Origin of the sequence: Bacteroides eggerthii (assembly GCF_025146565.1) — a bacterium.
In the GTDB taxonomy this organism is placed as follows: Bacteria; Bacteroidota; Bacteroidia; order Bacteroidales; family Bacteroidaceae; genus Bacteroides; species Bacteroides eggerthii.
Genome location: NZ_CP102258.1, coordinates 1,846,839 through 1,868,275 on the forward strand (window position 1 = coordinate 1,846,839; position 21,437 = coordinate 1,868,275).

A 21,437-nucleotide genomic window follows, 5' to 3' on the forward strand; every position below is an offset into this window, starting at 1 on the left:
TGCTTGGACACTTCTCCCTGCGACGTCAGTCAGCAGGGGTATTAGGCTCCCCCTTCCCTTTGTTCAGTGGCAGACGGGCAAGCCCGGATGCCTGCTATAACTGGAAGGATATTTGAACCTGAACTGGGGAGAATTGCCCGTGGTTATACAATCTCTGTCCGCGAATCCCCGTTCAGCTTTCCTCCTGCGCCTTCGCCAGAAGCGATAAAAAGGGTTTGCGAAGCGATTCAAGGCGTTCCGTCTCTTCGTCCGTACCGAAGCCTGTCCCGTCCGGTTTTCCGTCGATAACAAGCTCTGCAAGCTCTTTCGAGGCCTCGATGAACGCCGCCCATTCCCCGCTGAGGTCGAGCCGGAAGAACTGCACGAGCGGCGAGCCGTCGTCGAACCTCGATTTACGCAGAACCCGCCAGAGGGCGGCATGGGCAATACATTCCAAGACGGTCTCACACAGCTGTTCTTCCGACCGGACGGTCTGTGCCGATGCCGTGTCGGAATGACTGTCCGGATAGATACGACTGTCCCGTCCGGCTATCTCCGTCAAGGTCTGGCGCATGATTTGTCCACATGATTTACCCACATCGAAAGAGGTTGCTTTGCCGATTATCCAGTCGTACAATGCTTCCTGTATTCTTGTGGCAAAGTCCGCTTCTTCCCGTCCGCTGTCCGGCATGGCAGGCGTGCCGGTCCGCAGGGGCATGGTAATGACGACGCTTTTTGCCAGCCGGATGCGTTCTAACTGTCCGAGCGCTTCGAGCGTGTCCAGAAACGAGCGGACAGTAGCCCGATGCCAATGCCACTCCGATGCAAGGTCGGAAACGGTTACATGGCACTGGCAGGGAGAGAGGTCGTAGTCCTGCCTTCTTAAAAACGGGGAGACGAAACCTGCCAGCGATTTATCCAACAAATCGCAGTAGGCTTCCGTTCTCGTTTTCCGCTCGCCGACTTTTTCTTTCAGGTAGTCGAACACTTCCACGTTCGCCAGTATGGCGGCGGGCGCTTCATTTCTATTTCTCATTTTCATTCTGTTTTTGATGATTCATAATGTGCGGATAGTTTCAGGTTGCCATTATCCGCATTATCGTGGCAGCCTCGCGTGATGATACTATGATAACTGTCGGCTAATGCTCCGGGACATTCCAGCCATTCGAGGAATTTGCGTATGTCTGTCTTTTCGGACATGACCCTTGCCGACGGGTAGAACAGGGCAGCCAAAAGAACAAAGGCGATTGTTACGGCCATCGTGTACAGATGCGGCACGAAGCCGATGACCAATGCCAAGAGCGCAAACCAGACGAAACGTTTCGGCCGGTCGAGCAAGCCGCGCATCCATCGGTCCGCCCGCCTGAAAGAGACCCATGCGGCACACACGATGGTAGATGGCACGATACCGAACTCGCCGGGGTGTCCACTCGTATAGACATAATGAAACAAGAGTAATACGATAAGCAGCACATGGGCGTACAGCCTGCGGGCCTTTTCGCTCCACACCATTTTATCGTAGAATCTTGCCATGAAGCAACGCCTGCTTCTGTACAACAGTGCCGGAAGGACGACAGGCATTGCAAGAAATACGAATTGTAATATAATCCAGGTCATAACAGGTAATAGGGTTTTGAAGGTATATGAACGGGCCGTACCACGAGTTCCAATCGGACAATCCCGTGGGTGGCCAAGCGGATAATGTTCTCGGTGTCTTCGGCTGTCAGGGACGACGCGCCTTTCTTCATCCGGGATTTGAATGTGCCGTTCTGCTTACGATATGTAGCCAGTGCCGTGTCCAGATCATGCTCCGGAATCGTCCACGTCATGCCCTTTTCGTATGGACCATGCGGTTTGTAGGCCCGCAGTACCAGCGTGCGGGTCACAAGGAAGTCGGTCCGGGTGTTTCTCGAAATGACGTGTTCCTTGTAGAGGTTGTCATCGGCCACTTCTATCCACGTGCGGTACGTGTCGATACAGAAAACCATTTGGCGGTATATCGTGTTTCGCATAGGGGTTGTTTTACATGAAATCCAACAACACGTCTTCCTGATTCTTTTTGTACTTGAAGCTGCCGTTCCCGGCGTGGAGTTTCAGATCGAGACACAGGTCGCCGTACATCAGCTCCAACGAATCGTAAATGGTCGCGATGATACGGTTTACCTTGCCGTCCGCGTCTGTCCGGGCGTTCATCTTGAACATCTGCCCGAAAGCGGGATTGGAGTAGGCACAGGTGCTATGACCGGATTTCTCCAGTCCGACCGGCACATGGTGGTAGAGTGTAATCAGCTCCATGTCGTCCTCGAATATGTCCATGACCTCCTCCAGATCATAGGGGTCCCGCAGCGGGAATGTGAGCAGAACATAGTCACCGTAGAACTGCGGCTCCTCCATCGTTGCCACATTGAGAAGCTGCGGCATTTGCAGGGGTACGAACGACATGAAGTCATCCAGAAAGTGTCGTAACATAATCATATATCGTTTATTTTGTGAATAGGCTTTTACAACGAGGCGATGAATATCTCCATGAGCATACCGGGCAGTTCGTCCAACCGGTCGCCCTCCGACGGCAGGATTCTGCGCAGTTTCTCGAATGCGGCGGGTGTTTCTGCGGCCATCCTGTAAAGGGTTTCCTTATCTTCCGGGGACAATAGCGTCATGCAGAGGCCGTCCAAGGAAGCGTAGGGCTGTAGAATCATCCAGACATAGGCTTGTGCCTGTTCGGGCGTTACGACCTTTCCACGGCGTATGTTGTCAAGACAGGCACGCACGTTCTGGATCAGCCGACGGTCGGTACGTAAGGCCATGTATATCGTGGCGTCCTTGTAAGTGATTTCCTTGCGCCCAGCGGCGAAAAACACCTCGGAGCAGCATTTCTCTGTGTCACGGGTGATGTCGGCCATATTCGCTTCGCCAAGCTCGTGCAACCCGGACAGGAAAGCTCGAAAAGCGGCATCCTCCCTTTCGATGAATTTTTTGAGGTCGCCGTTCCCATGTATTCCATTGTTCAGGGTTTCGGCAAGCACGTTACGATATGCTGACAGAATTTGCTCCTTGTTACCCCGACAGGCCGGACGTTTATCCAATTCTGCGAAAAACGGACGGATTTCTTCGGCGGAACGATGCAGTTCCACGTCTCCGGTATAGGAAGAGAAACGTTCTTTCAGAATCAGCACTTCTTTATAGGTGCGAGGTTTCGACATCGCCAGCCGAGAAAGTTCCGCACGGACGGAATCGTGCAGCAGAATGCACTCTTCACGTATGTCGGAATGTGCCCGATAGGTCGTGTCCCGGCGCATGGTTGCGGTCACGGAATCTTTCAAGGTCTGCCACTTCCCGATATACGCGGTCAAATCCTCAAAGGAAAGTTCTTTTTGCCCGCGTGTTTCGGACAGATACTCCCGATACAGACCGGCTGGAGTAGGTTGGGCTTCAACCAGTGATTTGACGTTCGAACCGTCGCACGATGTAAGTGTGAAAATGGCAATCGGAACGGCAGAAAGTCCAGCAATCGATAGTACAATTTTTAAGTATTGATTTTTACAATTCATAGTTCATTTTGTATTTTACAGCACAAATCTAAGTATTCTTTTCAAGATGACAAGCGCCGAAAATCGTTTTATAAACCATTTTTAACATTGCACTTAATAGTTTGATTTTCAATGAAAATAAGTGAAAGAAACGAAGGACACAGAAAGCCCTTCATATCATTTTCGTTCAAAGTATGGTTTAGTTTAAAATAAAACTCTTATATTTGTACTTATTCTTATAGAAGTGCACAATGATATGGCAAAAGTAGGTTACATATTCAAGGCGGATCGTTACGACGGATTCGAGGCTGATAAAGAGTGGATGCAGAAATACGGTTGTGTACAAGTGATAGAGGAACTTGTCGAAAACGAGGCTCTGCGCCCCAGATGGAAACAGCTTGTAGCGAATCTCGAAAGAGGTGACGAGATTGTCGTGGCCAAATTCAGCAACGCTCTCCGTGGGTCGCGCGAATTGTCCGCGTTTATTGAGTTGTGCCGAATCAAAGTGGTGCGTATCATTTCCATCCATGACCGGATCGACTCGCGGGGAAAACTGTTCCCCGAAACGACGGCAGCCGATGTACTGGATATGTTCGGGGCGCTACCCGAAGAGGTGGCGGTATTGCGGTATTCGTCCGCACATGTCATGAATCTGCAACAGAAAGCGAAGGTCCCGAGAAAAACGATGAAGGCGATGGATAAGGCCGACCGGGAGAATACCATCGTTGATATGTATGTCAACGGTCATTCTTTCGAGGACATCATGGCGGTAAGCGGGTACAACAGCCGGAGTTCGGTGTTCAGTGTGCTCAACCGGCACGGGGTAAAGCTCAATAGGGGAAAATTCAAAGGACCGTTGGGCAAGCGTAAGCCGAAAGATGGGCAATGAGCTTTCGTATTAGCCGGATTGAAATGGATTTTTTTGAGAATCAGGGCTATATGTTTTCTGTTCTCGTTGATTTTTAGTATCTTTATATTAACTTTAAGTAGTATAGAATATGGGAGAACTTATCGTTTTTATAGTGGTTTTCTATGTTATCGGAAAGATTCTGAAAGCTATATTCGGTGGTTTCAGCAAGAGTGATTACCATCATGACCGATAAATGGTGATCGGGTGTTTGCCTGCCTTGACTACAGGATACGGATTTGTATGTTTTTTATGTTTCTCTCCTTTTATCGGGGCTTTCCGATTGTCTGGTTCGTGCCGAAGGAACACCGTGAGATAAAGGTGGATTATCGTTTTCCGTAACATTATCAGGCTGGCAATCCAGACGACAAAGAGATATGTTATTATCTTTGCAACGGATTTTATAATAAAACAGTCTGACAAAAGCAGATATTATTGCCCGGATCGCACAGGAGACCGGAATAGAAAAGTCGGTAGCGACAACTGTAGTGGAGGCATTCATGGAGAGTGTCAGGGAGTCGATGATTGCCGGGAACGAGGTGTTCCTGCGAGGATTCGGAAGTTTCATCATCAAACAAAGGGCAGAGAAAAAGGCTCGTAACATTTCAAAGAATACGACCATCGTGATTCCGGCTCACTCTGTTCCTGCGTTCAAGCCTGCAAAGACATTCTTAGATGCGGTAAAAGAGGGAAAATAAAGAAAGTATAAACGGTTTTCTTCATAGTGTTTCGGGAGACCGTTGACAATGGTTATACAGGATAACACGATACCGCGACTGTCTTTTGCGGACGGTTGCGGTATTTGTTTTGCCGTATGCTATAAAAAAGGAAGTGGCACAAAGAGCCGCCGATGAAAGCCGACTCTTTGTGTTCCCTTGCTTAATCCGTCACCTCGTAATAATAACTTAACTCGTCATCTTTCAGGTTCTCTACCGCATATTGACCTGCCTGTTCCCAAAGGGTATTGTAAAGTGTCGCAAATTCCGGTTTCGTTTCATAATACTGCCAGATTTTATGATTGAGTACCAATATCAGTTCCGTGAGGTATTTATAGTTATTTTTCCATTCCTCGAAAGCACGTTTGAAAGTGTCTTGTATAGCTGACAGACCGAATCGGTCCGCTATTGAGAAGTCCTCCCAAAAAGTTGTCTGTAACTCGTAACCGTTTTCTCGCATAAATTCTCTAAATGTCATACGCTTTAAATTTTAAGTTTGAACTATTTTTTGTTTTTCCCTTTGGTACAATCTCGTACCGAGAGGCTGGTTATTTTTCTGCCACAGGATTGACGGTCAGTCCAGACAAGGAGGCAACGGGAAATACGCTCTCCAACGAAGTCGGAGAGGAAGATTTTCCGGTTGCAAGCGCCAGCGGTCCTTGCCGGGACTGGCAGCCGGCAATCGAACTTTGCAGAAAAAATAAGCGGGCTTTCGGCATGGAGTGTGTCTGGGGAACGGCTGTAAGGAGTAAAATGGGGAAGCTAAGGTGTTATAAGAGGATTGCTTTCCGGTTGGTTAGCCGGAGTACAATGGGGTACGGAATACGCTTCGATAAAAGGGAAAGAGTCATGAAGATATAAAAGGGTAATTCCGGCAAAAGGATTCAGGACACATCCATTGCCAATGTATCCCGAACCCGTACCTGTCATTATCTGTACCGAATGTTTAGGAGACCCACTCGTAACCTTCGTCCGTCAGTTCAAAATATTCGTCCATTCCCGGTTTCACAAAAAACATGAGATAAAAAAGGAACGAAGCTGATTATAAAAGGTGATGGTTCTGTATTTCAGTCATTCAATAAAGGATACCGCAACCACCTCTGGCGGGTGCGTTGCGGTATTTTGCGGGCAGCATTTTTATGCGGCCTTGTCCGGCTTGCGCTGCCTTGTTTTCCAGCCGTACACGGCGGCTACATACGGATAGAGGGAACGTGTTCTCCGGCGGAAGCCTTCTTCGTCGATTTCACGGTTGTAAATCTTATCGGCGATACGTTCCGCTTCGTCACGGCCTTTGGCGATACGGTATAAGGTATAGTTCGTACCGTCATGATGGTCCATCCGTCCGCGAATGTTGTAGCCGTCGCCGTACCATTCTGCATCGTCGCACTGGGATTTCAAAATATCGGCAATGGTGCTGCCCAATATTTGATAGCCTCGTCTCCGGCCGTTCCATAATCCCAAGTTGCCGAACACGACAATAATGCCGTCCACTTCTTTATTCAGATTGCTTCGTTCGTCGTCCAGCCGGCAATATACTTCTTCTGCCCATTCTTCATCGCTGACCTCGTAACTGTCATCGTCCAATATTTCCCGCTGGGAATTTTGATATTCTTCTTTTGCCGTTTCGTCCAACAGGTCATAGCTTGACCAAATCATCTGTTTCATACATTTTGAATTTTAAGTTTGACTTTCGTTTTTATCCCTGCTTTCGGAGGGTTTCCCTCGTCCGGCGGGATTTGATTTACGTGCGGGCCACAAGGCGGACAGAAGGGAAATAAGGCAAGGAGGAAGCGGATAGTCCCGTGGACGATTTCATTTGTGTTGAACAAGTATTGACGAGCTTGCGAGTTGATGGTTGTTAACGACAAATGAAGCCGCGCCTTGCCGATTCCCGACCGCCTTAACTTTGCACGGGAAAATCAATGGACGGCGGCGGACTCTTCGTGTGGAGTATGAAGGAGTATAAAAGTGTGGACGTTCCGGAACGGTAACGAGTAAAACAAAAGCGGCTTTCAAGCCGCTTTGTCCGGATAAGGCAGGAATTACTTCTTGCCTTTTTCCTGCTTCTTTACCGGTTCCGCAGGAGCTTCCTCCTCTTTCTCGACAGCGGGATAGAACTTGACGGCGACCGTTACGATGCGGTTGTGCAGCACGCCGTCTTTGTCGGTCCACTCTTCGGGCTTGAAGTAGCCCTCCACGGTAAGCAGCGTGCCCTTGGTGAGCTGGTCGAACGACCCGGTATTCTCGTTCTTGCGCCACGCTTCAATGTTCATGAAAGCGGATATGCGCTTGGTTTCTTCGCCGTTCTTCTCCTGACGGGCTACTGCCAGCGGGAAACGTGCGACACTTGTGGTGGTGAACTGACGGACTTCGGCATCTTTTGCCACGAATCCGGTTACTGCGAAATTGTTCTCGATCTTTTTCATTGCGATTGCTTTTTGAAGTTAATAAATCAGTTTTACGGTGCATAAAAAGTAGGTGCAGTAAAGGGCTGCACCAAGGATAGCGCATAAATACTCTTTATTTTGGAGGCGAAGCCCCAAACCGCAGGCCCGATAAAGGAAGATTTGTGCGATACGCCATTGGTCAAGACCACCAGGTCGCGCCCGTCTGCATACTAACTTTGCAACGAAAAACGATATGGCGACTTCAAATAGAAAGCGGTCGCGAAAAAGTCGAGGCGAAACAATCCGCAGCGGATTCGGAGACATGAAAGACCTGTCCGTCCACTGACACAAGACCGCTCCCGTTCCGGCAGGTGGGCGGGAAGAACATCTGGCAAGAAAGCGTATCGGTTGTTTGGGGTTGAAGCGGCAAGAACGATATACCGTTTATACAACCATGTACGCTGCATAGTGGAAAGGGGGCCCAAACGAAGAGCCGACAAAAGATGTATGCAGCGTATTGATGTCGCTGTCTCTATCCGGCAAGAGAAATGAGGGAAAGAAGAGGAAAAGGAAAAAGGGCTGAAGTCTGTCTTGAAACAAAGCGGAGGAACCGCCTTCGCACGAACGGACGTTTTCTACAAAAGGATATAGCCTGCCAAAAGGTATAAAAGGTTATTTCCGAAGGAAACGGTATGGATGTCTGTTACGGAGATAAAAAAGGGATTCCCGCCGGTGTGTACCTGTTTAGCCGGTATAAGCGGGCTGAAACCGATGCTACGTTCAGCCCGCTTGCTTTTACCTCTTTTCTGTTTCGGTCTGCAATTCCACCGGTTCATCATCCCATGTCAGCTCCTTACCGAGTAGTTTGTAAACAGACCCCTTGGGGAGTTCTATCTCGATTGATACGTACCCTTGCTCGCTCTCGACGTACACTTTTTCCGAGTACTCCCAATGCCCGCACCAGCCTCGAACGGGCTTTCCGGGCATTATCCATTCTGTTCCGTCTTTATTTACTGCTAACCATGCCATAAAATCACATTTTTAGTCTGTTCCTTAGTTGTAATTTTATTCTTCTTGAGCTATCATTTTCTTGCTGTATTCTAAAATCTCATCCATCGTAAGCCATTCTGGTTTTTCGTCCTCTTTGAAACTCTCATGCAGTTTTATCATAAATTCAATTTGCAATTTTTCGTCGCCAGCCCATAAGGATTTCGGGTGTCTGTTACCGTAATTAAGGTAATACTCGCAATCTGACCGTAAGCGGTCTAACAGTTGGTATCTGAAAACCGAATCCTTGTGTATTACTTCGTCTGCCGTTACTCGTCCATTTGAATTTGTTACATCGTTTGCCATAATCTATAAAATTTTGAGTTTTCTTTTTTCCCTCTTGTAGCACCAGCTACTTTCGGGCCTGATTTAATTATGTCGCCTCGAAAGGTGTCATGGCTCTTTATGCAAGGTTTCACGATTAAATACTACCCGTGCGGAGCGAAGGGTGGAGATTTTGTCGTGAACCGTCAGTCTTTGACCTTGCATACAAGAATGACATGACAAGTACCTTTGCGACACAATTCATATCAGGCAGCCCGAAAGCGACGTGCGAACACAGGGAAAAGAAGGTCTCTTGCAAAAGGTTCGATAGCTTATATAAAAGGGTTGCAGCGAAAAGAAAATATAAATGGGCCTCCGGGTTGTATAAGAATTTTAATTATGAGGATAAAAAAGGTATTGCGCCGGCATGTCTGCCGAGAGAAAAAGAAACGGGCTGAAACTGGCAGTTCCGGTTTAGCCCGCAAAAGTACATCGGAGGTCTCTTGCCCGTTCCCGTCAGAAATGGGCTACCATAATCCGATTTTTGAAAATTCTGTTTTTATCACTCGGTCGCCGTTGGTTTATCCAGATATGGTGTGCTCCGTATCCGAATATAAAATACTCATCGAGTGAGGTCTCGTTCTTCAAACGTTCCATACTTGCACGAAGTTCGGTTTCGTCAGTTGCAAAAAGAATCGTGTTCATGATTCGGAAATAGATTTCTTCCGCTTCATCGCTATAGCGGCAAAAGACGTGTTCGATTGTTACGTTCATGGTTCTATTGGTTTGATTGAGGTGTTTTAGGTACATTGGTCATTATTGATTCTCCGTCTTCGTTGAAAATCTCTATTGTCGGGTTGCCGTCGTTTTCTTCGGGGAGCATAGATTCCGATGTATCGGTCAATGCTTGCCACTCTTCATAGCAAAGACGGTTGTCAATGATGTTCGACACGTCCTCACAGTTCCATGAGCGGACGATTGCCTCGGCTTCTTCGTAACTATTTGCTTTTACACTGAAATAATCCCGTTCCCAACTTGTAACCTTACGGTCTTGATAAAATTTGTATTCTCCCATATCCTTGTTGTTTAACTGTTTACTTCTACAATATCCTCGATTCTGCCGTACAGTATCGAGCGTAACGCTGTTTTGTCAATCGCATAATACTCGTGAATGCTTCCGTGCTGTTTGACGAAATACCGTTTGAGAACGTCGGAAAAATCAAAATGATAACCGCTCAAGGCAATTCCACGTTTGAAATAGATGCTTTCCCACACGTTACGGGTAATCCAGTTCTTTTCTTTCCGGTTTAACTTGCCTCCGTTGTTCAGGTGTACCCGCAATTTGTAAACCTTGCTGTCCTGTAATGTCGCCAGTTCGGGAATATCCCATTTGACGAATTTTGTTGCTATCTGTGTCATACGTTTGCTATCGTTTAATCATGGATAATCACTTCATCACGGTATTCTGAAATTTCCTTGCCGCTTTCAAGGCGGACAACTATGGTGTTACCATAGTTGCCCACGATTGTACCTTCCGTGTAACCTTTGTATGGATTGAGCAGTGTGCAAGACAAACCGATAATATCGCTGTCTTCTTCGTATTCGTACATAGTGAATGCGTTTTTAGGTTACAGCTTAATGTCCCACTTGCCTTGCGAGAATATCCGAAAGCTCACGTATTCGTCCTCTAACTCGTATGTCAGTATGCGGATATAGATTTTATCTTTGGCTTCCAAAGAAGCTACCAGTTCGTCGATTTCTTTTTCTGGGTATTCCCAACGGGAAGAAAATTCTGCATCTACAGTGTCGCCATACCGATTGACAAAACCGTTGAAATTATCGTCCAGAAATGCCTCTATTTTATCGAGGTCTTGCTTGTTTTCCGTACTTGCGTGAAAAATGTTTGTTGCATAGTTCGCCATAATCTTAAATTTTGAGTTTTCTTTTTTCCCTCTTGTAGCATCAGCTACTTTCGGGCTTGATTTAATTATGTCGCTTCAAAAGGTGACATGGCTCTTTATGCAGGGTTTCACAACCAAATACTACCTCCGCAAAGCGGAGCGTGGAGATTTTGTCGTGAACCGTCAGGCTGTGACCTTGCATACAAGAAAGACATGTCAAGTACCTTTGCGACACAATTCATATCAGACAGCCCGAAAGCGGATGTGCGAATACAGGGAAGAGAAGATCTCGTGTAAAAGGTTGATGGTTTATAAAAAGGGAGTTGCAGCGAAAAGAAAAATATGCCGTGGAATCTTTTTTTCTTTTGGCTGCACAATGGGACCAGAGTGTTTTACGAAGTTCGGGAAAAGGTTTAGTTTAGTCCATTAGCCTATATATATGCTAAATCAAAGTAAACTATATTTAGGCAGACAAATTTGCCTGCCTATAAGTTTTTCCTTATCTTTGTATGAATTAAAGAAGGCTTGCTTTTCTTTTGGCTGCAATGGTTCTTGGAAGTTCAAATACAACCGTCGGACGAGGAAAAAAATTCTGGTAGGAAGCTGGTTCAAGAAGTCCCGATTATAAGTAAGTGCAAGGAAAGAAACAGAGTGAAAACAAAAAATCGGGAAATGCCTTTAATTAGCAATTTTGTTTCTTATTTGTTCCTCAATTAAAACTATAAAATTTTCAACACACTGAATTTCAAATCATTATATATACTATTTTTGAGAGATTGGATTTATTACTAATGAACCTAATCCTATTCAAGTCAAGACTAAACTGATTGATAAAATCAAAAGTTTTGGTTCAGATGTTACATCAAATATTATAGCTAATATTATTACCAATCCTGCTATATGGGGAAATTTTTAATAAGGGTATTAGAAAAATACCCTTATTATTGATTCCTATAGAGTTGCCAATGTAGTAGCTCCTCCTTCCCCTTTCTGATGTAACAGAAGGAATATATCTCCAGTTTCAGCAGAGCATACTTCTGAAATGACTGGTATTGTCAGCTCTCCAGTCTCCACCTTCCTTGAACAAGCTCCAGTTTCAAAGCCATAGACAAAGAAACACTTGCCAGTGTGTTCATTTCTTTTCACTTCAATCTTTTCCACATTGTGCTGTGCTTTAAATTCAGCCACACTCATTGTCTTTAAGAACTTTAAATTTCTTTCCATAATTGTAAATTTATTATTGTTGTAGGGGGACTATCCCCACCTTGAGTGATGGGGGAGGTGATTGGTTGGCATATATCTCGCTTTTAAATCCAAAGGAGAAAAAATAAAAAAATAATTTTGGATAATTCTTTAGGTCAGTAAAAACAGTTATACTATTACAATGCGATATATATACTAATCCCCTGCTCTCTGATTGAAAACAAGGGATTATGAATAGATGCCGATTCTTACAAATCACATTTTATATAGCACAATATTTAGAATTTAGCATTTTTGACTTTCCAGCCAAAGGTAAAAAATATCTTGTTCAGAATTTCAAAGCCATCAATCCTTTTGCCGAAATCTGATATTTTAACTTTTCTAACGTTAAAATACTGCTTAATGAAACTTGCTTTTGCTGTAATATCTATTCTCAATTTTTGGAAACATAATCCAAGCTGATATTTTATTTCTTTCAGAGAGTATCTACCGCCTTCTTTAAATGTAATCCTCAACTCCTCTTGTAATGCAGCCTGAGTTTCAGGTGATTTAAAGTGTATCATATTCCTGATTTCAAGTTCATCATACTTCAACTCTGCCACTATTTCATCACCTAATATATTATATGCCAAAGGGATAATATCATTTTGCATTGCAATATCTTTTGCTAAATCTGACATTGCAACTGGATGTTCTTTTCTTTCTACGGAATACATTTTATAAAGTATCTCAAATGCACTTTCACCCATTCCAAAACAAATATTATTATGTATGTTTTGTTCCCAAGAATTTTCATCTTCAACATCATATCCTGCTTTCAAATATGCTTCTCTTAATGAAATTCCGTTTGAATAAATATTATCAATAGTTTCAAATTTGTACTGTGCATGGGCAATTTTCATTTTATCTATCTCAACTTTTTTTTCTTCTGCATTATAACAAGCAAATTCTTCTGGGTCATCAAGCCTTATTTTTTCTACTATAACAGTTTTCAAATCATCTCTAAGATTGTGATATGCCTCAATTGTCTTTTCAGCACTAACTAATCTCTCATTCAATTTTTCTTCGTACTCTTTTCTGCTTTCGCACATAATTCCTGTGTTATATATATGAAGGATGACATTTCTAAAAGGATTTTCTTTAGTTCTGATTCTTCCAGCTATATTTGTACTATATCTGTTGATATATCTAAAAGGGAGCTTTTTGCATATCCTTCGCTTGTAATAACCACTAATCCTGCTTTTGAATAAAAATCTGCTCCATAAAAAGCTGTTTTCGTGCAGAAAGTAAAAGTTTTATTCGTACCACTTGCCTCCCCAATAGTAAAACCCTCTAATTTCTTTTTATTGATTTCATCCTTGGCACATATAATTTTCACTTCATTGGGAGATAATTTGGCTGATTTTATGATACCCCTAATTGCAGATACCGAGTTTACAAAAAAGAAATATTCTTCAACTTTATTGCCTTTTAATTCAAAAGGATGTCCCAGTTTATGATTTCTGATAATGTTGGCAACTATAGCTAATGGATGATTTGATTTTATTCTAAAGGGCATTATCCTGACTGAATTTTCCCATTCTATCTCATATTCAGGCAATCCTTCAAGTTCTGATGGTCTCCATTGATATGGAATTGGGGTTGCAGAAAGATAGGTTACATTTGGAACACCTTTCAGTACATTCAATAAACTCCTTATTGCAGCATTTCTGTAAATATAAGCATCTAAAATTTCTTGGTACTCATCCACAACTATTTTGCATTCAATTGATTGCAGCTTCATTACAGCATATACTCTTGGAAAAGAATCATAAGTAACCATTATCTTGATAGGCTGTTTGCCTTGACACTCTTTGATATAGTCCTCAATATGATTTTGCCCGATACCTTTTTGCACAGCAAATAATTTGTAGGAACATCTTGTATTGGGATATTGGTTTACTTTATTGATTATCAGTTGTCTCGTAGGACAAGCAACAATAACATTTTCTCCATTTTCCAATACAACAGTAGTTGCTCCACAACCAGTTTCTTTTTTATTCAAAATTCCTGCTGGCAATGTTTCCATAAATTCACTGAGATATACTGCTCCAGTAGGTGCAGTTATCACAGTCTTTCTACCTATCTCATGAGTAGAAAGACCTAATTCTTTTTTTCTCATTTTTTTTGTTGTTAAATTACTAATATTGTCGAAAAACTATTCTACTCCTTTTAAGGAGTAAGGTAGAAAATTCGACAAAAAGATATCACTTACTTGTACAGCCACATACAAGCATACATTTCTTTTCTTCCCACGAAAGTTTTATGAATTTTACTCAGAGGTATTGCTTTTTGCCACCTCTCGGAGTACACTAAACAGAATAGCATGAAGCTATTTGTTAGAAAGGGGTTGCAAAGTAATGTCTTTTTATCGACAAAAACAAATAAATTGGGATATTTATTTTTATACGACTAATTATCAGAGATAAAGAATCCCCATAATCCAATTAACTACAGAGATTCTTTTAAGCCTATTTCAACTCTTCACTCCCAAATACATATTGAAGAACCTTCAAGTTTGCTTCATTCTCAATCTTGAAGTCTCTTTCAATGTATATATCTGTGACTTTCATGGCTTCATCAATGTGATTAAGTGCTGCATGAACAGCATATTTATCAATACCTACCTTGTTGACTGCTAAAGTAGCCCATGAGTGTCTTGCTGCATAGTACTCCAAATCATCTATTTTCAAAAGTTTTCCAATCTCTTTGAGTCCTATATTTATAGCCTTATTGAAGTTGCCAGCAGTTGAATAAGTATGATAGAAATTAAATATTCTATTTTTTGTTTGGTCTTGGTATTTTTCCATTAGTGGTTGAAGAATAGGGGGAACTATAACTTTCATTTTGGCTTTATCTAACCTTCTGTCTTTGGTTTTACTTCTGTAGTAGGTGATTGCTTTTCCTTCCAGTGTAGAGCAACTGTATAAGTCTATTGAGTTCATTCCCATCAGGCAGAAAGATATAATGAAGCAATCTTTGGCTAAATTATATGGGCATTTCTTCTCTTTTCCTGTGTTGTTGTATTGATAAGGTAATTCCCATATCTTTTTGATGGCTTCTGCTGGTATGGCTCTCTTTCTTGTAGCCTCTTGCTTAGGTATTTCTAAGTTATCAAAAGGTGAATTGGGCACTAAGATGATATTTCTATCATAGTCATTATATCTTTTTTTGATTTCATTGTATAGATGTCTGAGGCATCCAATATATAAAGAGAGCATTCTGTTGGAAGGTATTCGTTTTCCATGTTTCTTTAATTCCTCAATTCTTTGGGCTCTTTTTAATTGTAGATAGTTCATGAAATCTTTTAATAGCTTTTTAGTTATTTGGTCTGTATTCAAGTGTTCTTTTCCAAGATAAGTGATGAAAGCATTAATAGATGTCTGGTAGTTGGCTTTTCCTTTTAATTGAGTAGTCTTCAACCACTCTTTTGAGAACTGAATGAAATCTATGGTAGTCTTTCTTTCATTTTTAACCTTGATGCACTCTATTATATCATTTAAGCTGTAATTAGCTGTTTCCAATGGGAGGGAAGCACATAATTCTTGATATTGCCTAACAATATTATTTGCTTCCTTAATAAACTTGGGATTCTTTATTTTGAATGCCTTGGTGAGGTCTTCCTTCCTTACATAGATAGAAGTAGGCAGTCTTTTGACTTCTCTCTTATAAGTCATTCTGATTTTGACATTATACGTACCATCACTCTTTTGTTTGCCTTTTAATACTTCGGCTTTGATTGTTATCATATCTATTGTTTTTGGGGGAACAACAATAGACCAACAATTACATAATTTATAGTATAATGAAAGGGTTTTCCAAAGAATTCATATAAAAGAAAAGGATTGATAACCTTTTGATTATCAATCCTCTCTAAGAGCGGAAGACGGGGCTCAAACCCGCGACCCTCAGCTTGGAAGGCTAATGCTCTTCTACGGCTGCCAAAAGCTGCGCTTTCGTCAGCAACCAACTGAGCTACTTCCTTTTACAATAGTTATCTTTCTTACTGATTATTTTTAGAGTTTCTGCGGTTTAACTTTTGGTTTAACTTTAGGATGATACCAAGAATTGATTAATAAATATGTTAATAATCTGTTTTAAATACTGCTTCTCTTATTTTGTATCATTTATTTAGATAAGAATACCCGTTCTTGCAATGTCGCAGTAAAGAGGATTGTTCATATCCTCTATAAGCAAGACGGGTTCTATAAGGTTACTTATCTTACGTCTAAGTTTCCATAATAGAGGGGTGTCTTCAAAATAATTGTCGTTCAAACTCTCTACTACTACGGCAATGTCTATATCGCTATCCTCTCTGTAATTCCCCTTACTATACGAGCCATAGAGGTAGAGAGCCTTTAATGGTAATTTCTCTGCTACCATTTCTTTATATCGTTTGGCGAGGGCTATAGCTTGTTCTTTATCCATGACTGTAATTCTTTAGTTTGACTTAAAAGTCCTGTGCAATATTCTTTAGTCAGACTTTTCATCAATCTTTCTTTATAAGAGGGATAACGGGCTTCAATGTTGAGAGGCTCAAGTTTATCAATGAAATCCAACTGTTCTTCTGATAGCTCTTTATCTAATTCTGTTTTCTCTGCTAATCTGGATAGTGAATGTATCTTTAAAGGTACTTCTGTCAAACAGTTAGTCCAATATGCCTTGAGTATTTTCTCTATCGTTTGGTGACACATGAAACCCACATAGAGATAACGACCTGTAAGCAACATCGCATCTGCTGTTTCCAAGTCATAATCTGACATTTCAATCCAATAGGTAACTTTACTATCCATGCTTAATATGTTTAATACAAAGATAATTATTCCCTTTTAAATCACAATGATTTAGCTGTAACATTTAAAAAAGACAGCAAATGAATTACTTCAAATGCTGTCTTTTTGGATTAAATGATTACTTGATTCTTTTTAAAATCGTATATTCTCCCTCATAATTAATATATGACCATTTCATCAGGCTATTATCTGTAATTTCTAAATACACTTTTTCATAGCCATCACCATCTTCATAGTCAATAGCCAAAATGGTATTATCAGAATTAAGATTATAATTATAGACATTGGTTTCTCCCTCAATGTCAACGGAAACTGTTCCATTTGAATAAAATGTATATATATCTCCAATGTCATAAATATCACTACCGCCTGTAATTTCCCACGTTCCAATAACAGGATTAGATTGTTTGTCTTCATCATCACTACAAGCAATAAAGCTAATACTTATAATTGTAGTCATAATGGCTATACCCAAAAATTTCAGTACTTTCATAAAAATACAATATTATTATAGATAATACATAATTTATATCGTACAGCACTTTTTATTTCATTTTCGTATATGTCTCTGTAAAATCTCCACTATGACGATGTTCAGGGTCATAATCGGGGTCAGTCTGTACATTATCATACTTTATACGGAGAACTAATTTATCCGTTGTCAGTGTTTCTATTGCAGGATTTGCATACTCAAACCAACCGTCATGCTCTTTTAATACAATTGTCTTTCCGTCTAAAGTACCTGTTTGACTACCGTCCATTTGCCAACCTGAACCTGAATAATAATATGAAGTTATTGAATAAGTGTTATCTGAAAGTTTTTTGATAACGATTTTTTCACTATCATAATCGGGATTGTATGGGTCATTAGTATAGTCCCAAGTGTCTTTTTCTGTTTCTTCACTGCAAAGTTCCCAACCTGCACTACGTACAAGTCCCCAAGTTCCCTCTAAAGAACTTGTATCTATCGTATCATCGTCATCATCGCTACAAGCTGCAAAGTTAACACTCATAATTACGGCAATTACTGCCATTCCGATTAATCTTAAAGTTTTCATTGTTTTAATATAGTTTGTGCTTCCTCATTCCCATAGAAAGCGCGGTTAATAAATAGTTATGGAATAGTGCGGGGAACACAGCAATAGCTGCACACCGTTTTAATAATTAGCTACATTAGAAAATAGTACTGTCTGTTTCTTGGCGATATGTATTGTAGTCAGTGTTCCCTACTGGCTGTTATACAAAAAAGAAGCGTGGGAACATTGAATATTATCTGTTCAGAGGTATCGCCAAACACCCACAACTCAAATAATAAACAATGCCCACGCCAAACGATATATAGTTCACTTGTTCAAGTGAATATATAACATTGACGTGAGCGTTCTTGTCTATCATCCTTGAGTTGTTCATTAATTTGGCGATTTTCTGAACAAGGATAATATGTCAAACGCTCTTTGTTAACTATGTCCTTTCAGCCTTAACTCATTAAGTGTCTGAAATTGCTGCAAAGTTACTATTTTACGTTTGATTAACAAGAACTATTGTTTATTAAAAGCGGATTGCTATTGATATTTACATTCTTATAAACAGATTTTTAACCCTTTGAACAGTCGAAACACCTATACCCTGTAATTTGGCAATATTCCTCACTGAATAGCCTTTCTTTAATAAAGCTATCGTTTCCCTGTATTCTTCCCTTTTCCTTTCCTCTGTCTTAATACTTCCAACCTTGCGACCTAATTTCCCACCTTTAGTAATGTAGTTTGCCCTACCACTGTTCAAACGGTATTGTATGTTTGCCCGTTCTATGTTAGCCATTTCAGCAAGTACAGTTACCATAATCGAAGCAATCGGGTTTACCTCTCCGTTTGGCTGCAATGTGTATAAGCCCAAGTTCTGTATGTAAACGGATACCTTTGCATCATGCAGTATCTCTAAAGAGCGAAGCACCTGTAATGTACTTCTTCCCAGTCTTGAAAGTTCGGATAATAACAGGTAGTTAACACCCTCTTTCGTACAGTATTCCAAACATTCCGCAAGTACCTGCCTTTCCTCAATCTTCTTTGCTCCGCTTATATGCTCTTGGAATATCCGTACTATTTCTATATCCTGTAAAACGGCATATCTCTTTAAATCCTCTATCTGCCTTGTTGTATCCTGTCTGTCATTTGCAGACGAGACACGTGCGTATATTACTGCTCTTTTCTCTTTTGTTTTCATATTATTCTTTGAATTGGTTGATAACAGAAAGAAGCGTGTTCAAACCACCTTTTCAGATTTATTTGAACACAACTTCCTTTTGATTACATTTCTATGCGTTACGCTCCTTGTTCCTGCGTATTCCGCTATAATACCTATGCTGTTTCCTCATTTCTTTTTCCGCTGCACGTTCGCTTTTCTCAATACTCCAATGTCTTATAGGAAAATAGAACAGTACAAACAATATAATAGGCACACAGCCTGTAAAAAGTGAGACAATTAACACAAACAGCCAAACAAGCAATCTTCTATAAAACATGATTTTTAATCTTTAAATAGTCAGACAAAAAGGAGAATACCCGTTTAAAAGAATATTCTCCCGTTCACTCAATCAATAAACCACCTGTAACGTTCCTCACCATGCAAAGCGGCATTTATCCCCGTTGCAAGTTCCGTAGCGTTATAAGCCCTATCCAAAAAGCTGTCTATATAACTGCTTTTGTTGCTTCCTGTCAACAGATTATAGAATTTCCACATAGACAATTCACCGCCAAAACCGCCAAAATCATTATCACTGATATATGCCTTAGCCACTGCATTAACCTGTGTATCTGTAAGTAGCATACGTGGCAACCGCTTTTGATAGCCTTGTGGCAAACACTGGTACAAACGCATCTTACCCAATAATGTGGCAAACTGGTGCTCATTCATAAAGGTATCGCCCAAACTCTGCATCAGATGTATGTGCTTTGCGGGATTGTAGGCATGAAGCATTTCCAATACACCCCTATACAGGTCTTTTGTATTGGTTACTTCCAAATTGCTTAAATAGCCGTCAGTAGATACGCATAAGTTTGTACATACCTTACAAATAAAGCCTACAAACACCTTAAACCGTTCCATGCCTTTTTTGCTGTACAAGTTAGTGTGATTATAGGCACGAACACCGCCAACGGTCAAAGTAAGCCTGTTCCCGTTTACCGTCTCATAAACGGTTGGTATTTCTATCGCAAAGGCACATCTTTCGTAATAAATGGTCTTGTCACTTTCCAACAGTTGGTTGGCTGGCTTGTGTATGGCTTCGGGTATTCTTCCCTTAATTACATGGGACACCCTTATATCGGGTAGTCCAATCTTTTCACCTTGAAAGAATGTGCTTGCGGCATCCTGCACAGTCTCTATAAATGCAGGGTGGGACAAGGTGGCTTCATTATCCTTTGCAAATACGGGGATAATGCAGTCGTTCTTTAAATGCTCCATAGTAACGTCAACCGTATTGGCTTCAATGAATAGCGGTCTTTTCTGCTTTGCAGGTTCTTCTTCCGTTATTAAAACGGCTTCTTCCGCATAATCACCCAAATTTAACGTCTTTCTTTCCTGTGGCATACCGCCAATTACTAAATCGTTCATAATGAATTAATTTTAAATGGTTTATAAACTGATAGAATGAAATGATAAACATTTCGTTTATCTTCAAGTACTCTAAGGGGGTGTTAGAGCGTACTCAACACATATATGCGTAACTTTCAATCAGTAAACCTGTGGATAATCAAGCTGATATATATTCCAGCTTCAAGAAAAGAGGGTAGGGGGTGATTTATATAAGTACCTGTACTTTAGTGTGCGTGTTTTCCTGTATTTTCAAGACTGTGGAAGAAACGGATATATTGTGTAAATCCCGTTTCTATGTATATGCGGATTTTAAAGAATAGCCGCCATTCGTTTTTTTACCTTATTAAAGATGACTATCTTTGTATATCCCCATGAAACGGACGATATTTTTCTATTCATGGTATAATCTTCCTATTTATTATTGATAGTTTCATTTGTAGTTTGACCTGTCCGTTTCACTGCTGATAAAAAATCTGCCAACAGTGTAAAAATCAATGGTGCTATATACAACGTACTAATAGGCATTATGGACTTTACACAAAAAAAGCCGCATTTGAGTATGATTAGACGTCTACTCTTGTGCGGCTTTTTATCATCCCTCTAAAACCTGTATCCAAGTAAAAATCAGATAATCTTATTTTTAAATCATTAAATCACAATTATCTATGAACGAAGCAACCATTTACACAGCCCCCGATGCCAATATAACCATTACGGACGATACGGTGGAGCATATCATCTACAACACCCATACTATAAAGATAGACAGAAACCGATTGAAGGAAATTACCCCCGAATTGCTCCGCCAATTGGCAAAAGTGGCAGAAAAGCTGGAGTTACTCCCTCAAAAGAACCTTGTAAAAAAACATAGGTGCGGTAATGTAAAAAAACATGGTGCGCTATACTATTAATTAAAAAGACAGTAACAAATAAGCATGGACTTCTTCCGAAGTCCGCATGACGTATTCATCTCAATTTCTATCCCATGTACATAAACCGACTGACTAAAGAAACCTATCGAAACAGGAAAGAAGCCAAAATCGCTCTTGGCACTTCAAGGTTCAACAGGATGCTTAAGGA

Annotated in this window: 29 protein-coding genes and 1 tRNA gene; 3 read left to right on the top strand and 27 right to left on the bottom strand. The window is 41.3% G+C overall.

Annotation, left to right across the window (positions count from 1 at the left end):
• Positions 1–172 precede the first annotated feature (172 nt).
• From NQ546_RS07505 to NQ546_RS07525, 5 genes are read right to left on the bottom strand one after another with little or no spacing between them, the layout of a single operon-like run.
• Positions 173–1,015: a hypothetical protein gene (locus NQ546_RS07505; RefSeq protein WP_005777197.1), complete on the bottom strand. Its 843-nt coding sequence runs from the start codon at positions 1,013–1,015 to the stop codon at positions 173–175.
• Positions 1,016–1,017: 2 nt separating this feature from the next.
• Positions 1,018–1,596 carry a hypothetical protein gene (locus NQ546_RS07510; RefSeq protein ID WP_004289488.1) on the bottom strand — a complete coding sequence of 193 codons (579 nt, stop codon included), beginning with the start codon at positions 1,594–1,596 and terminating at the stop codon, positions 1,018–1,020.
• Entirely contained in the window at positions 1,593–1,991 is a 399-nt protein-coding gene (locus NQ546_RS07515) for a hypothetical protein (RefSeq protein ID WP_005777184.1), read from the bottom strand. The genes NQ546_RS07510 and NQ546_RS07515 overlap by 4 nt, the downstream gene beginning before the upstream one ends.
• A gap of 10 nt (positions 1,992–2,001) precedes the next feature.
• A complete protein-coding gene (locus tag NQ546_RS07520) occupies positions 2,002–2,454 on the bottom strand; it encodes a hypothetical protein (RefSeq protein ID WP_004289490.1) in 453 nt (150 codons plus the stop codon).
• A 26-nt stretch (positions 2,455–2,480) separates the two neighbouring features.
• The gene (locus NQ546_RS07525; RefSeq protein WP_004289491.1) at positions 2,481–3,530 is read right to left on the bottom strand and encodes a hypothetical protein; all 1,050 of its coding nucleotides are present in this window, start codon (positions 3,528–3,530) and stop codon (positions 2,481–2,483) included.
• Positions 3,531–3,765: 235 nt separating this feature from the next.
• Between NQ546_RS07525 and NQ546_RS07530 the strand changes: the two genes are divergently transcribed.
• Positions 3,766–4,398, top strand: a complete 633-nt coding sequence (locus NQ546_RS07530) for a recombinase family protein (RefSeq protein ID WP_004289492.1) — start codon at positions 3,766–3,768, stop codon at positions 4,396–4,398.
• 434 nt (positions 4,399–4,832) lie between these two features.
• Positions 4,833–5,114 (top strand): HU family DNA-binding protein, encoded by a 282-nt coding sequence (locus NQ546_RS07535; protein WP_005777181.1) that lies wholly within the window; start codon positions 4,833–4,835, stop codon positions 5,112–5,114.
• 181 nt (positions 5,115–5,295) lie between these two features.
• Here NQ546_RS07535 and NQ546_RS07540 read toward each other — a convergent pair whose 3' ends face one another.
• The 22 genes from NQ546_RS07540 to NQ546_RS07645 all read right to left on the bottom strand — a co-directional run bounded on the left by NQ546_RS07540 (position 5,296) and on the right by NQ546_RS07645 (position 20,375).
• Positions 5,296–5,610 (bottom strand): hypothetical protein, encoded by a 315-nt coding sequence (locus tag NQ546_RS07540; protein WP_004289495.1) that lies wholly within the window; start codon positions 5,608–5,610, stop codon positions 5,296–5,298.
• Between the two features lie 70 nt (positions 5,611–5,680).
• On the bottom strand, positions 5,681–5,851 hold the full coding sequence (locus NQ546_RS07545) for a nitrate ABC transporter permease (RefSeq protein ID WP_229104432.1): 171 nt from the start codon (positions 5,849–5,851) through the stop codon (positions 5,681–5,683).
• Between the two features lie 418 nt (positions 5,852–6,269).
• Complete coding sequence (locus tag NQ546_RS07550; protein WP_004289498.1) at positions 6,270–6,797, bottom strand: hypothetical protein; 528 nt, start codon at positions 6,795–6,797, stop codon at positions 6,270–6,272.
• A gap of 377 nt (positions 6,798–7,174) precedes the next feature.
• A complete protein-coding gene (locus NQ546_RS07555) occupies positions 7,175–7,558 on the bottom strand; it encodes a single-stranded DNA-binding protein (protein WP_004289499.1) in 384 nt (127 codons plus the stop codon).
• A 756-nt stretch (positions 7,559–8,314) separates the two neighbouring features.
• Positions 8,315–8,548, bottom strand: a complete 234-nt coding sequence (locus NQ546_RS07560) for a hypothetical protein (RefSeq protein ID WP_004289500.1) — start codon at positions 8,546–8,548, stop codon at positions 8,315–8,317.
• 36 nt (positions 8,549–8,584) lie between these two features.
• Positions 8,585–8,872, bottom strand: a complete 288-nt coding sequence (locus NQ546_RS07565) for an LPD11 domain-containing protein (RefSeq protein ID WP_004289501.1) — start codon at positions 8,870–8,872, stop codon at positions 8,585–8,587.
• Between the two features lie 474 nt (positions 8,873–9,346).
• Positions 9,347–9,604 carry a hypothetical protein gene (locus NQ546_RS07570; RefSeq protein ID WP_004289503.1) on the bottom strand — a complete coding sequence of 86 codons (258 nt, stop codon included), beginning with the start codon at positions 9,602–9,604 and terminating at the stop codon, positions 9,347–9,349.
• 4 nt (positions 9,605–9,608) lie between these two features.
• On the bottom strand, positions 9,609–9,905 hold the full coding sequence (locus NQ546_RS07575; RefSeq protein ID WP_004289504.1) for a hypothetical protein: 297 nt from the start codon (positions 9,903–9,905) through the stop codon (positions 9,609–9,611).
• 11 nt (positions 9,906–9,916) lie between these two features.
• A complete protein-coding gene (locus NQ546_RS07580; protein ID WP_004289505.1) occupies positions 9,917–10,249 on the bottom strand; it encodes a hypothetical protein in 333 nt (110 codons plus the stop codon).
• Positions 10,250–10,263: 14 nt separating this feature from the next.
• A complete protein-coding gene (locus NQ546_RS07585; RefSeq protein WP_004289506.1) occupies positions 10,264–10,440 on the bottom strand; it encodes a hypothetical protein in 177 nt (58 codons plus the stop codon).
• Positions 10,441–10,458: 18 nt separating this feature from the next.
• Positions 10,459–10,752, bottom strand: coding sequence for a hypothetical protein (locus NQ546_RS07590; protein ID WP_004289507.1), 294 nt, complete (start codon positions 10,750–10,752; stop codon positions 10,459–10,461).
• A gap of 930 nt (positions 10,753–11,682) precedes the next feature.
• Positions 11,683–11,955 (bottom strand): hypothetical protein, encoded by a 273-nt coding sequence (locus tag NQ546_RS07595; protein ID WP_004289510.1) that lies wholly within the window; start codon positions 11,953–11,955, stop codon positions 11,683–11,685.
• Positions 11,956–12,212: 257 nt separating this feature from the next.
• On the bottom strand, positions 12,213–13,025 hold the full coding sequence (locus tag NQ546_RS07600; protein ID WP_004289511.1) for a hypothetical protein: 813 nt from the start codon (positions 13,023–13,025) through the stop codon (positions 12,213–12,215).
• 68 nt (positions 13,026–13,093) lie between these two features.
• Positions 13,094–14,095 carry a DEAD/DEAH box helicase family protein gene (locus NQ546_RS07605; RefSeq protein WP_004289512.1) on the bottom strand — a complete coding sequence of 334 codons (1,002 nt, stop codon included), beginning with the start codon at positions 14,093–14,095 and terminating at the stop codon, positions 13,094–13,096.
• A 349-nt stretch (positions 14,096–14,444) separates the two neighbouring features.
• Positions 14,445–15,722: a phage integrase SAM-like domain-containing protein gene (locus NQ546_RS07610; RefSeq protein ID WP_004289513.1), complete on the bottom strand. Its 1,278-nt coding sequence runs from the start codon at positions 15,720–15,722 to the stop codon at positions 14,445–14,447.
• Between the two features lie 132 nt (positions 15,723–15,854).
• Positions 15,855–15,958 (bottom strand) — tRNA-Gly (locus NQ546_RS07615).
• Between the two features lie 146 nt (positions 15,959–16,104).
• Positions 16,105–16,401, bottom strand: a complete 297-nt coding sequence (locus tag NQ546_RS07620) for a nucleotidyltransferase family protein (protein ID WP_004289515.1) — start codon at positions 16,399–16,401, stop codon at positions 16,105–16,107.
• The gene (locus tag NQ546_RS07625) at positions 16,380–16,766 is read right to left on the bottom strand and encodes a HEPN domain-containing protein (protein ID WP_004289516.1); all 387 of its coding nucleotides are present in this window, start codon (positions 16,764–16,766) and stop codon (positions 16,380–16,382) included. The genes NQ546_RS07620 and NQ546_RS07625 overlap by 22 nt, the downstream gene beginning before the upstream one ends.
• A 118-nt stretch (positions 16,767–16,884) precedes the next feature.
• A complete protein-coding gene (locus NQ546_RS07630; protein ID WP_004289517.1) occupies positions 16,885–17,259 on the bottom strand; it encodes a hypothetical protein in 375 nt (124 codons plus the stop codon).
• 52 nt (positions 17,260–17,311) lie between these two features.
• Positions 17,312–17,824 (bottom strand): lipocalin family protein, encoded by a 513-nt coding sequence (locus NQ546_RS07635; protein ID WP_004289518.1) that lies wholly within the window; start codon positions 17,822–17,824, stop codon positions 17,312–17,314.
• 514 nt (positions 17,825–18,338) lie between these two features.
• Complete coding sequence (locus NQ546_RS07640; RefSeq protein ID WP_004289520.1) at positions 18,339–18,986, bottom strand: recombinase family protein; 648 nt, start codon at positions 18,984–18,986, stop codon at positions 18,339–18,341.
• A 366-nt stretch (positions 18,987–19,352) separates the two neighbouring features.
• The gene (locus tag NQ546_RS07645) at positions 19,353–20,375 is read right to left on the bottom strand and encodes a DUF3871 family protein (protein WP_004289522.1); all 1,023 of its coding nucleotides are present in this window, start codon (positions 20,373–20,375) and stop codon (positions 19,353–19,355) included.
• Between the two features lie 647 nt (positions 20,376–21,022).
• Between NQ546_RS07645 and NQ546_RS07650 the strand changes: the two genes are divergently transcribed.
• Positions 21,023–21,268 carry a hypothetical protein gene (locus tag NQ546_RS07650; RefSeq protein ID WP_004289524.1) on the top strand — a complete coding sequence of 82 codons (246 nt, stop codon included), beginning with the start codon at positions 21,023–21,025 and terminating at the stop codon, positions 21,266–21,268.
• The last annotated feature ends 169 nt before the right edge of the window (positions 21,269–21,437 follow it).

Bases quoted from the DNA above. Each gene is read 5' to 3' on its own strand.
- NQ546_RS07630 (WP_004289517.1), bottom strand. From the start codon at position 17,259: ATGAAAGTACTGAAATTTTTGGGTATAGCCATTATGACTACAATTATA.
- NQ546_RS07565 (WP_004289501.1), bottom strand. From the start codon at position 8,872: ATGGCAAACGATGTAACAAATTCAAATGGACGAGTAACGGCAGACGAA.
- NQ546_RS07605 (WP_004289512.1), bottom strand. From the start codon at position 14,095: ATGAGAAAAAAAGAATTAGGTCTTTCTACTCATGAGATAGGTAGAAAG.
- NQ546_RS07580 (WP_004289505.1), bottom strand. From the start codon at position 10,249: ATGACACAGATAGCAACAAAATTCGTCAAATGGGATATTCCCGAACTG.
- NQ546_RS07555 (WP_004289499.1), bottom strand. From the start codon at position 7,558: ATGAAAAAGATCGAGAACAATTTCGCAGTAACCGGATTCGTGGCAAAA.
- NQ546_RS07595 (WP_004289510.1), bottom strand. From the start codon at position 11,955: ATGGAAAGAAATTTAAAGTTCTTAAAGACAATGAGTGTGGCTGAATTT.
- NQ546_RS07515 (WP_005777184.1), bottom strand. From the start codon at position 1,991: ATGCGAAACACGATATACCGCCAAATGGTTTTCTGTATCGACACGTAC.
- NQ546_RS07625 (WP_004289516.1), bottom strand. From the start codon at position 16,766: ATGGATAGTAAAGTTACCTATTGGATTGAAATGTCAGATTATGACTTG.
- NQ546_RS07560 (WP_004289500.1), bottom strand. From the start codon at position 8,548: ATGGCATGGTTAGCAGTAAATAAAGACGGAACAGAATGGATAATGCCC.
- NQ546_RS07590 (WP_004289507.1), bottom strand. From the start codon at position 10,752: ATGGCGAACTATGCAACAAACATTTTTCACGCAAGTACGGAAAACAAG.
- NQ546_RS07540 (WP_004289495.1), bottom strand. From the start codon at position 5,610: ATGACATTTAGAGAATTTATGCGAGAAAACGGTTACGAGTTACAGACA.
- NQ546_RS07635 (WP_004289518.1), bottom strand. From the start codon at position 17,824: ATGAAAACTTTAAGATTAATCGGAATGGCAGTAATTGCCGTAATTATG.
- NQ546_RS07640 (WP_004289520.1), bottom strand. From the start codon at position 18,986: ATGAAAACAAAAGAGAAAAGAGCAGTAATATACGCACGTGTCTCGTCT.
- NQ546_RS07545 (WP_229104432.1), bottom strand. From the start codon at position 5,851: ATGCCGAAAGCCCGCTTATTTTTTCTGCAAAGTTCGATTGCCGGCTGC.
- NQ546_RS07575 (WP_004289504.1), bottom strand. From the start codon at position 9,905: ATGGGAGAATACAAATTTTATCAAGACCGTAAGGTTACAAGTTGGGAA.
- NQ546_RS07530 (WP_004289492.1), top strand. From the start codon at position 3,766: ATGGCAAAAGTAGGTTACATATTCAAGGCGGATCGTTACGACGGATTC.
- NQ546_RS07550 (WP_004289498.1), bottom strand. From the start codon at position 6,797: ATGAAACAGATGATTTGGTCAAGCTATGACCTGTTGGACGAAACGGCA.
- NQ546_RS07505 (WP_005777197.1), bottom strand. From the start codon at position 1,015: ATGAGAAATAGAAATGAAGCGCCCGCCGCCATACTGGCGAACGTGGAA.
- NQ546_RS07525 (WP_004289491.1), bottom strand. From the start codon at position 3,530: ATGAATTGTAAAAATCAATACTTAAAAATTGTACTATCGATTGCTGGA.
- NQ546_RS07570 (WP_004289503.1), bottom strand. From the start codon at position 9,604: ATGAACGTAACAATCGAACACGTCTTTTGCCGCTATAGCGATGAAGCG.
- NQ546_RS07510 (WP_004289488.1), bottom strand. From the start codon at position 1,596: ATGACCTGGATTATATTACAATTCGTATTTCTTGCAATGCCTGTCGTC.
- NQ546_RS07585 (WP_004289506.1), bottom strand. From the start codon at position 10,440: ATGTACGAATACGAAGAAGACAGCGATATTATCGGTTTGTCTTGCACA.
- NQ546_RS07620 (WP_004289515.1), bottom strand. From the start codon at position 16,401: ATGGATAAAGAACAAGCTATAGCCCTCGCCAAACGATATAAAGAAATG.
- NQ546_RS07645 (WP_004289522.1), bottom strand. From the start codon at position 20,375: ATGAACGATTTAGTAATTGGCGGTATGCCACAGGAAAGAAAGACGTTA.
- NQ546_RS07600 (WP_004289511.1), bottom strand. From the start codon at position 13,025: ATGTGCGAAAGCAGAAAAGAGTACGAAGAAAAATTGAATGAGAGATTA.
- NQ546_RS07520 (WP_004289490.1), bottom strand. From the start codon at position 2,454: ATGATTATGTTACGACACTTTCTGGATGACTTCATGTCGTTCGTACCC.
- NQ546_RS07650 (WP_004289524.1), top strand. From the start codon at position 21,023: ATGAACGAAGCAACCATTTACACAGCCCCCGATGCCAATATAACCATT.
- NQ546_RS07610 (WP_004289513.1), bottom strand. From the start codon at position 15,722: ATGATAACAATCAAAGCCGAAGTATTAAAAGGCAAACAAAAGAGTGAT.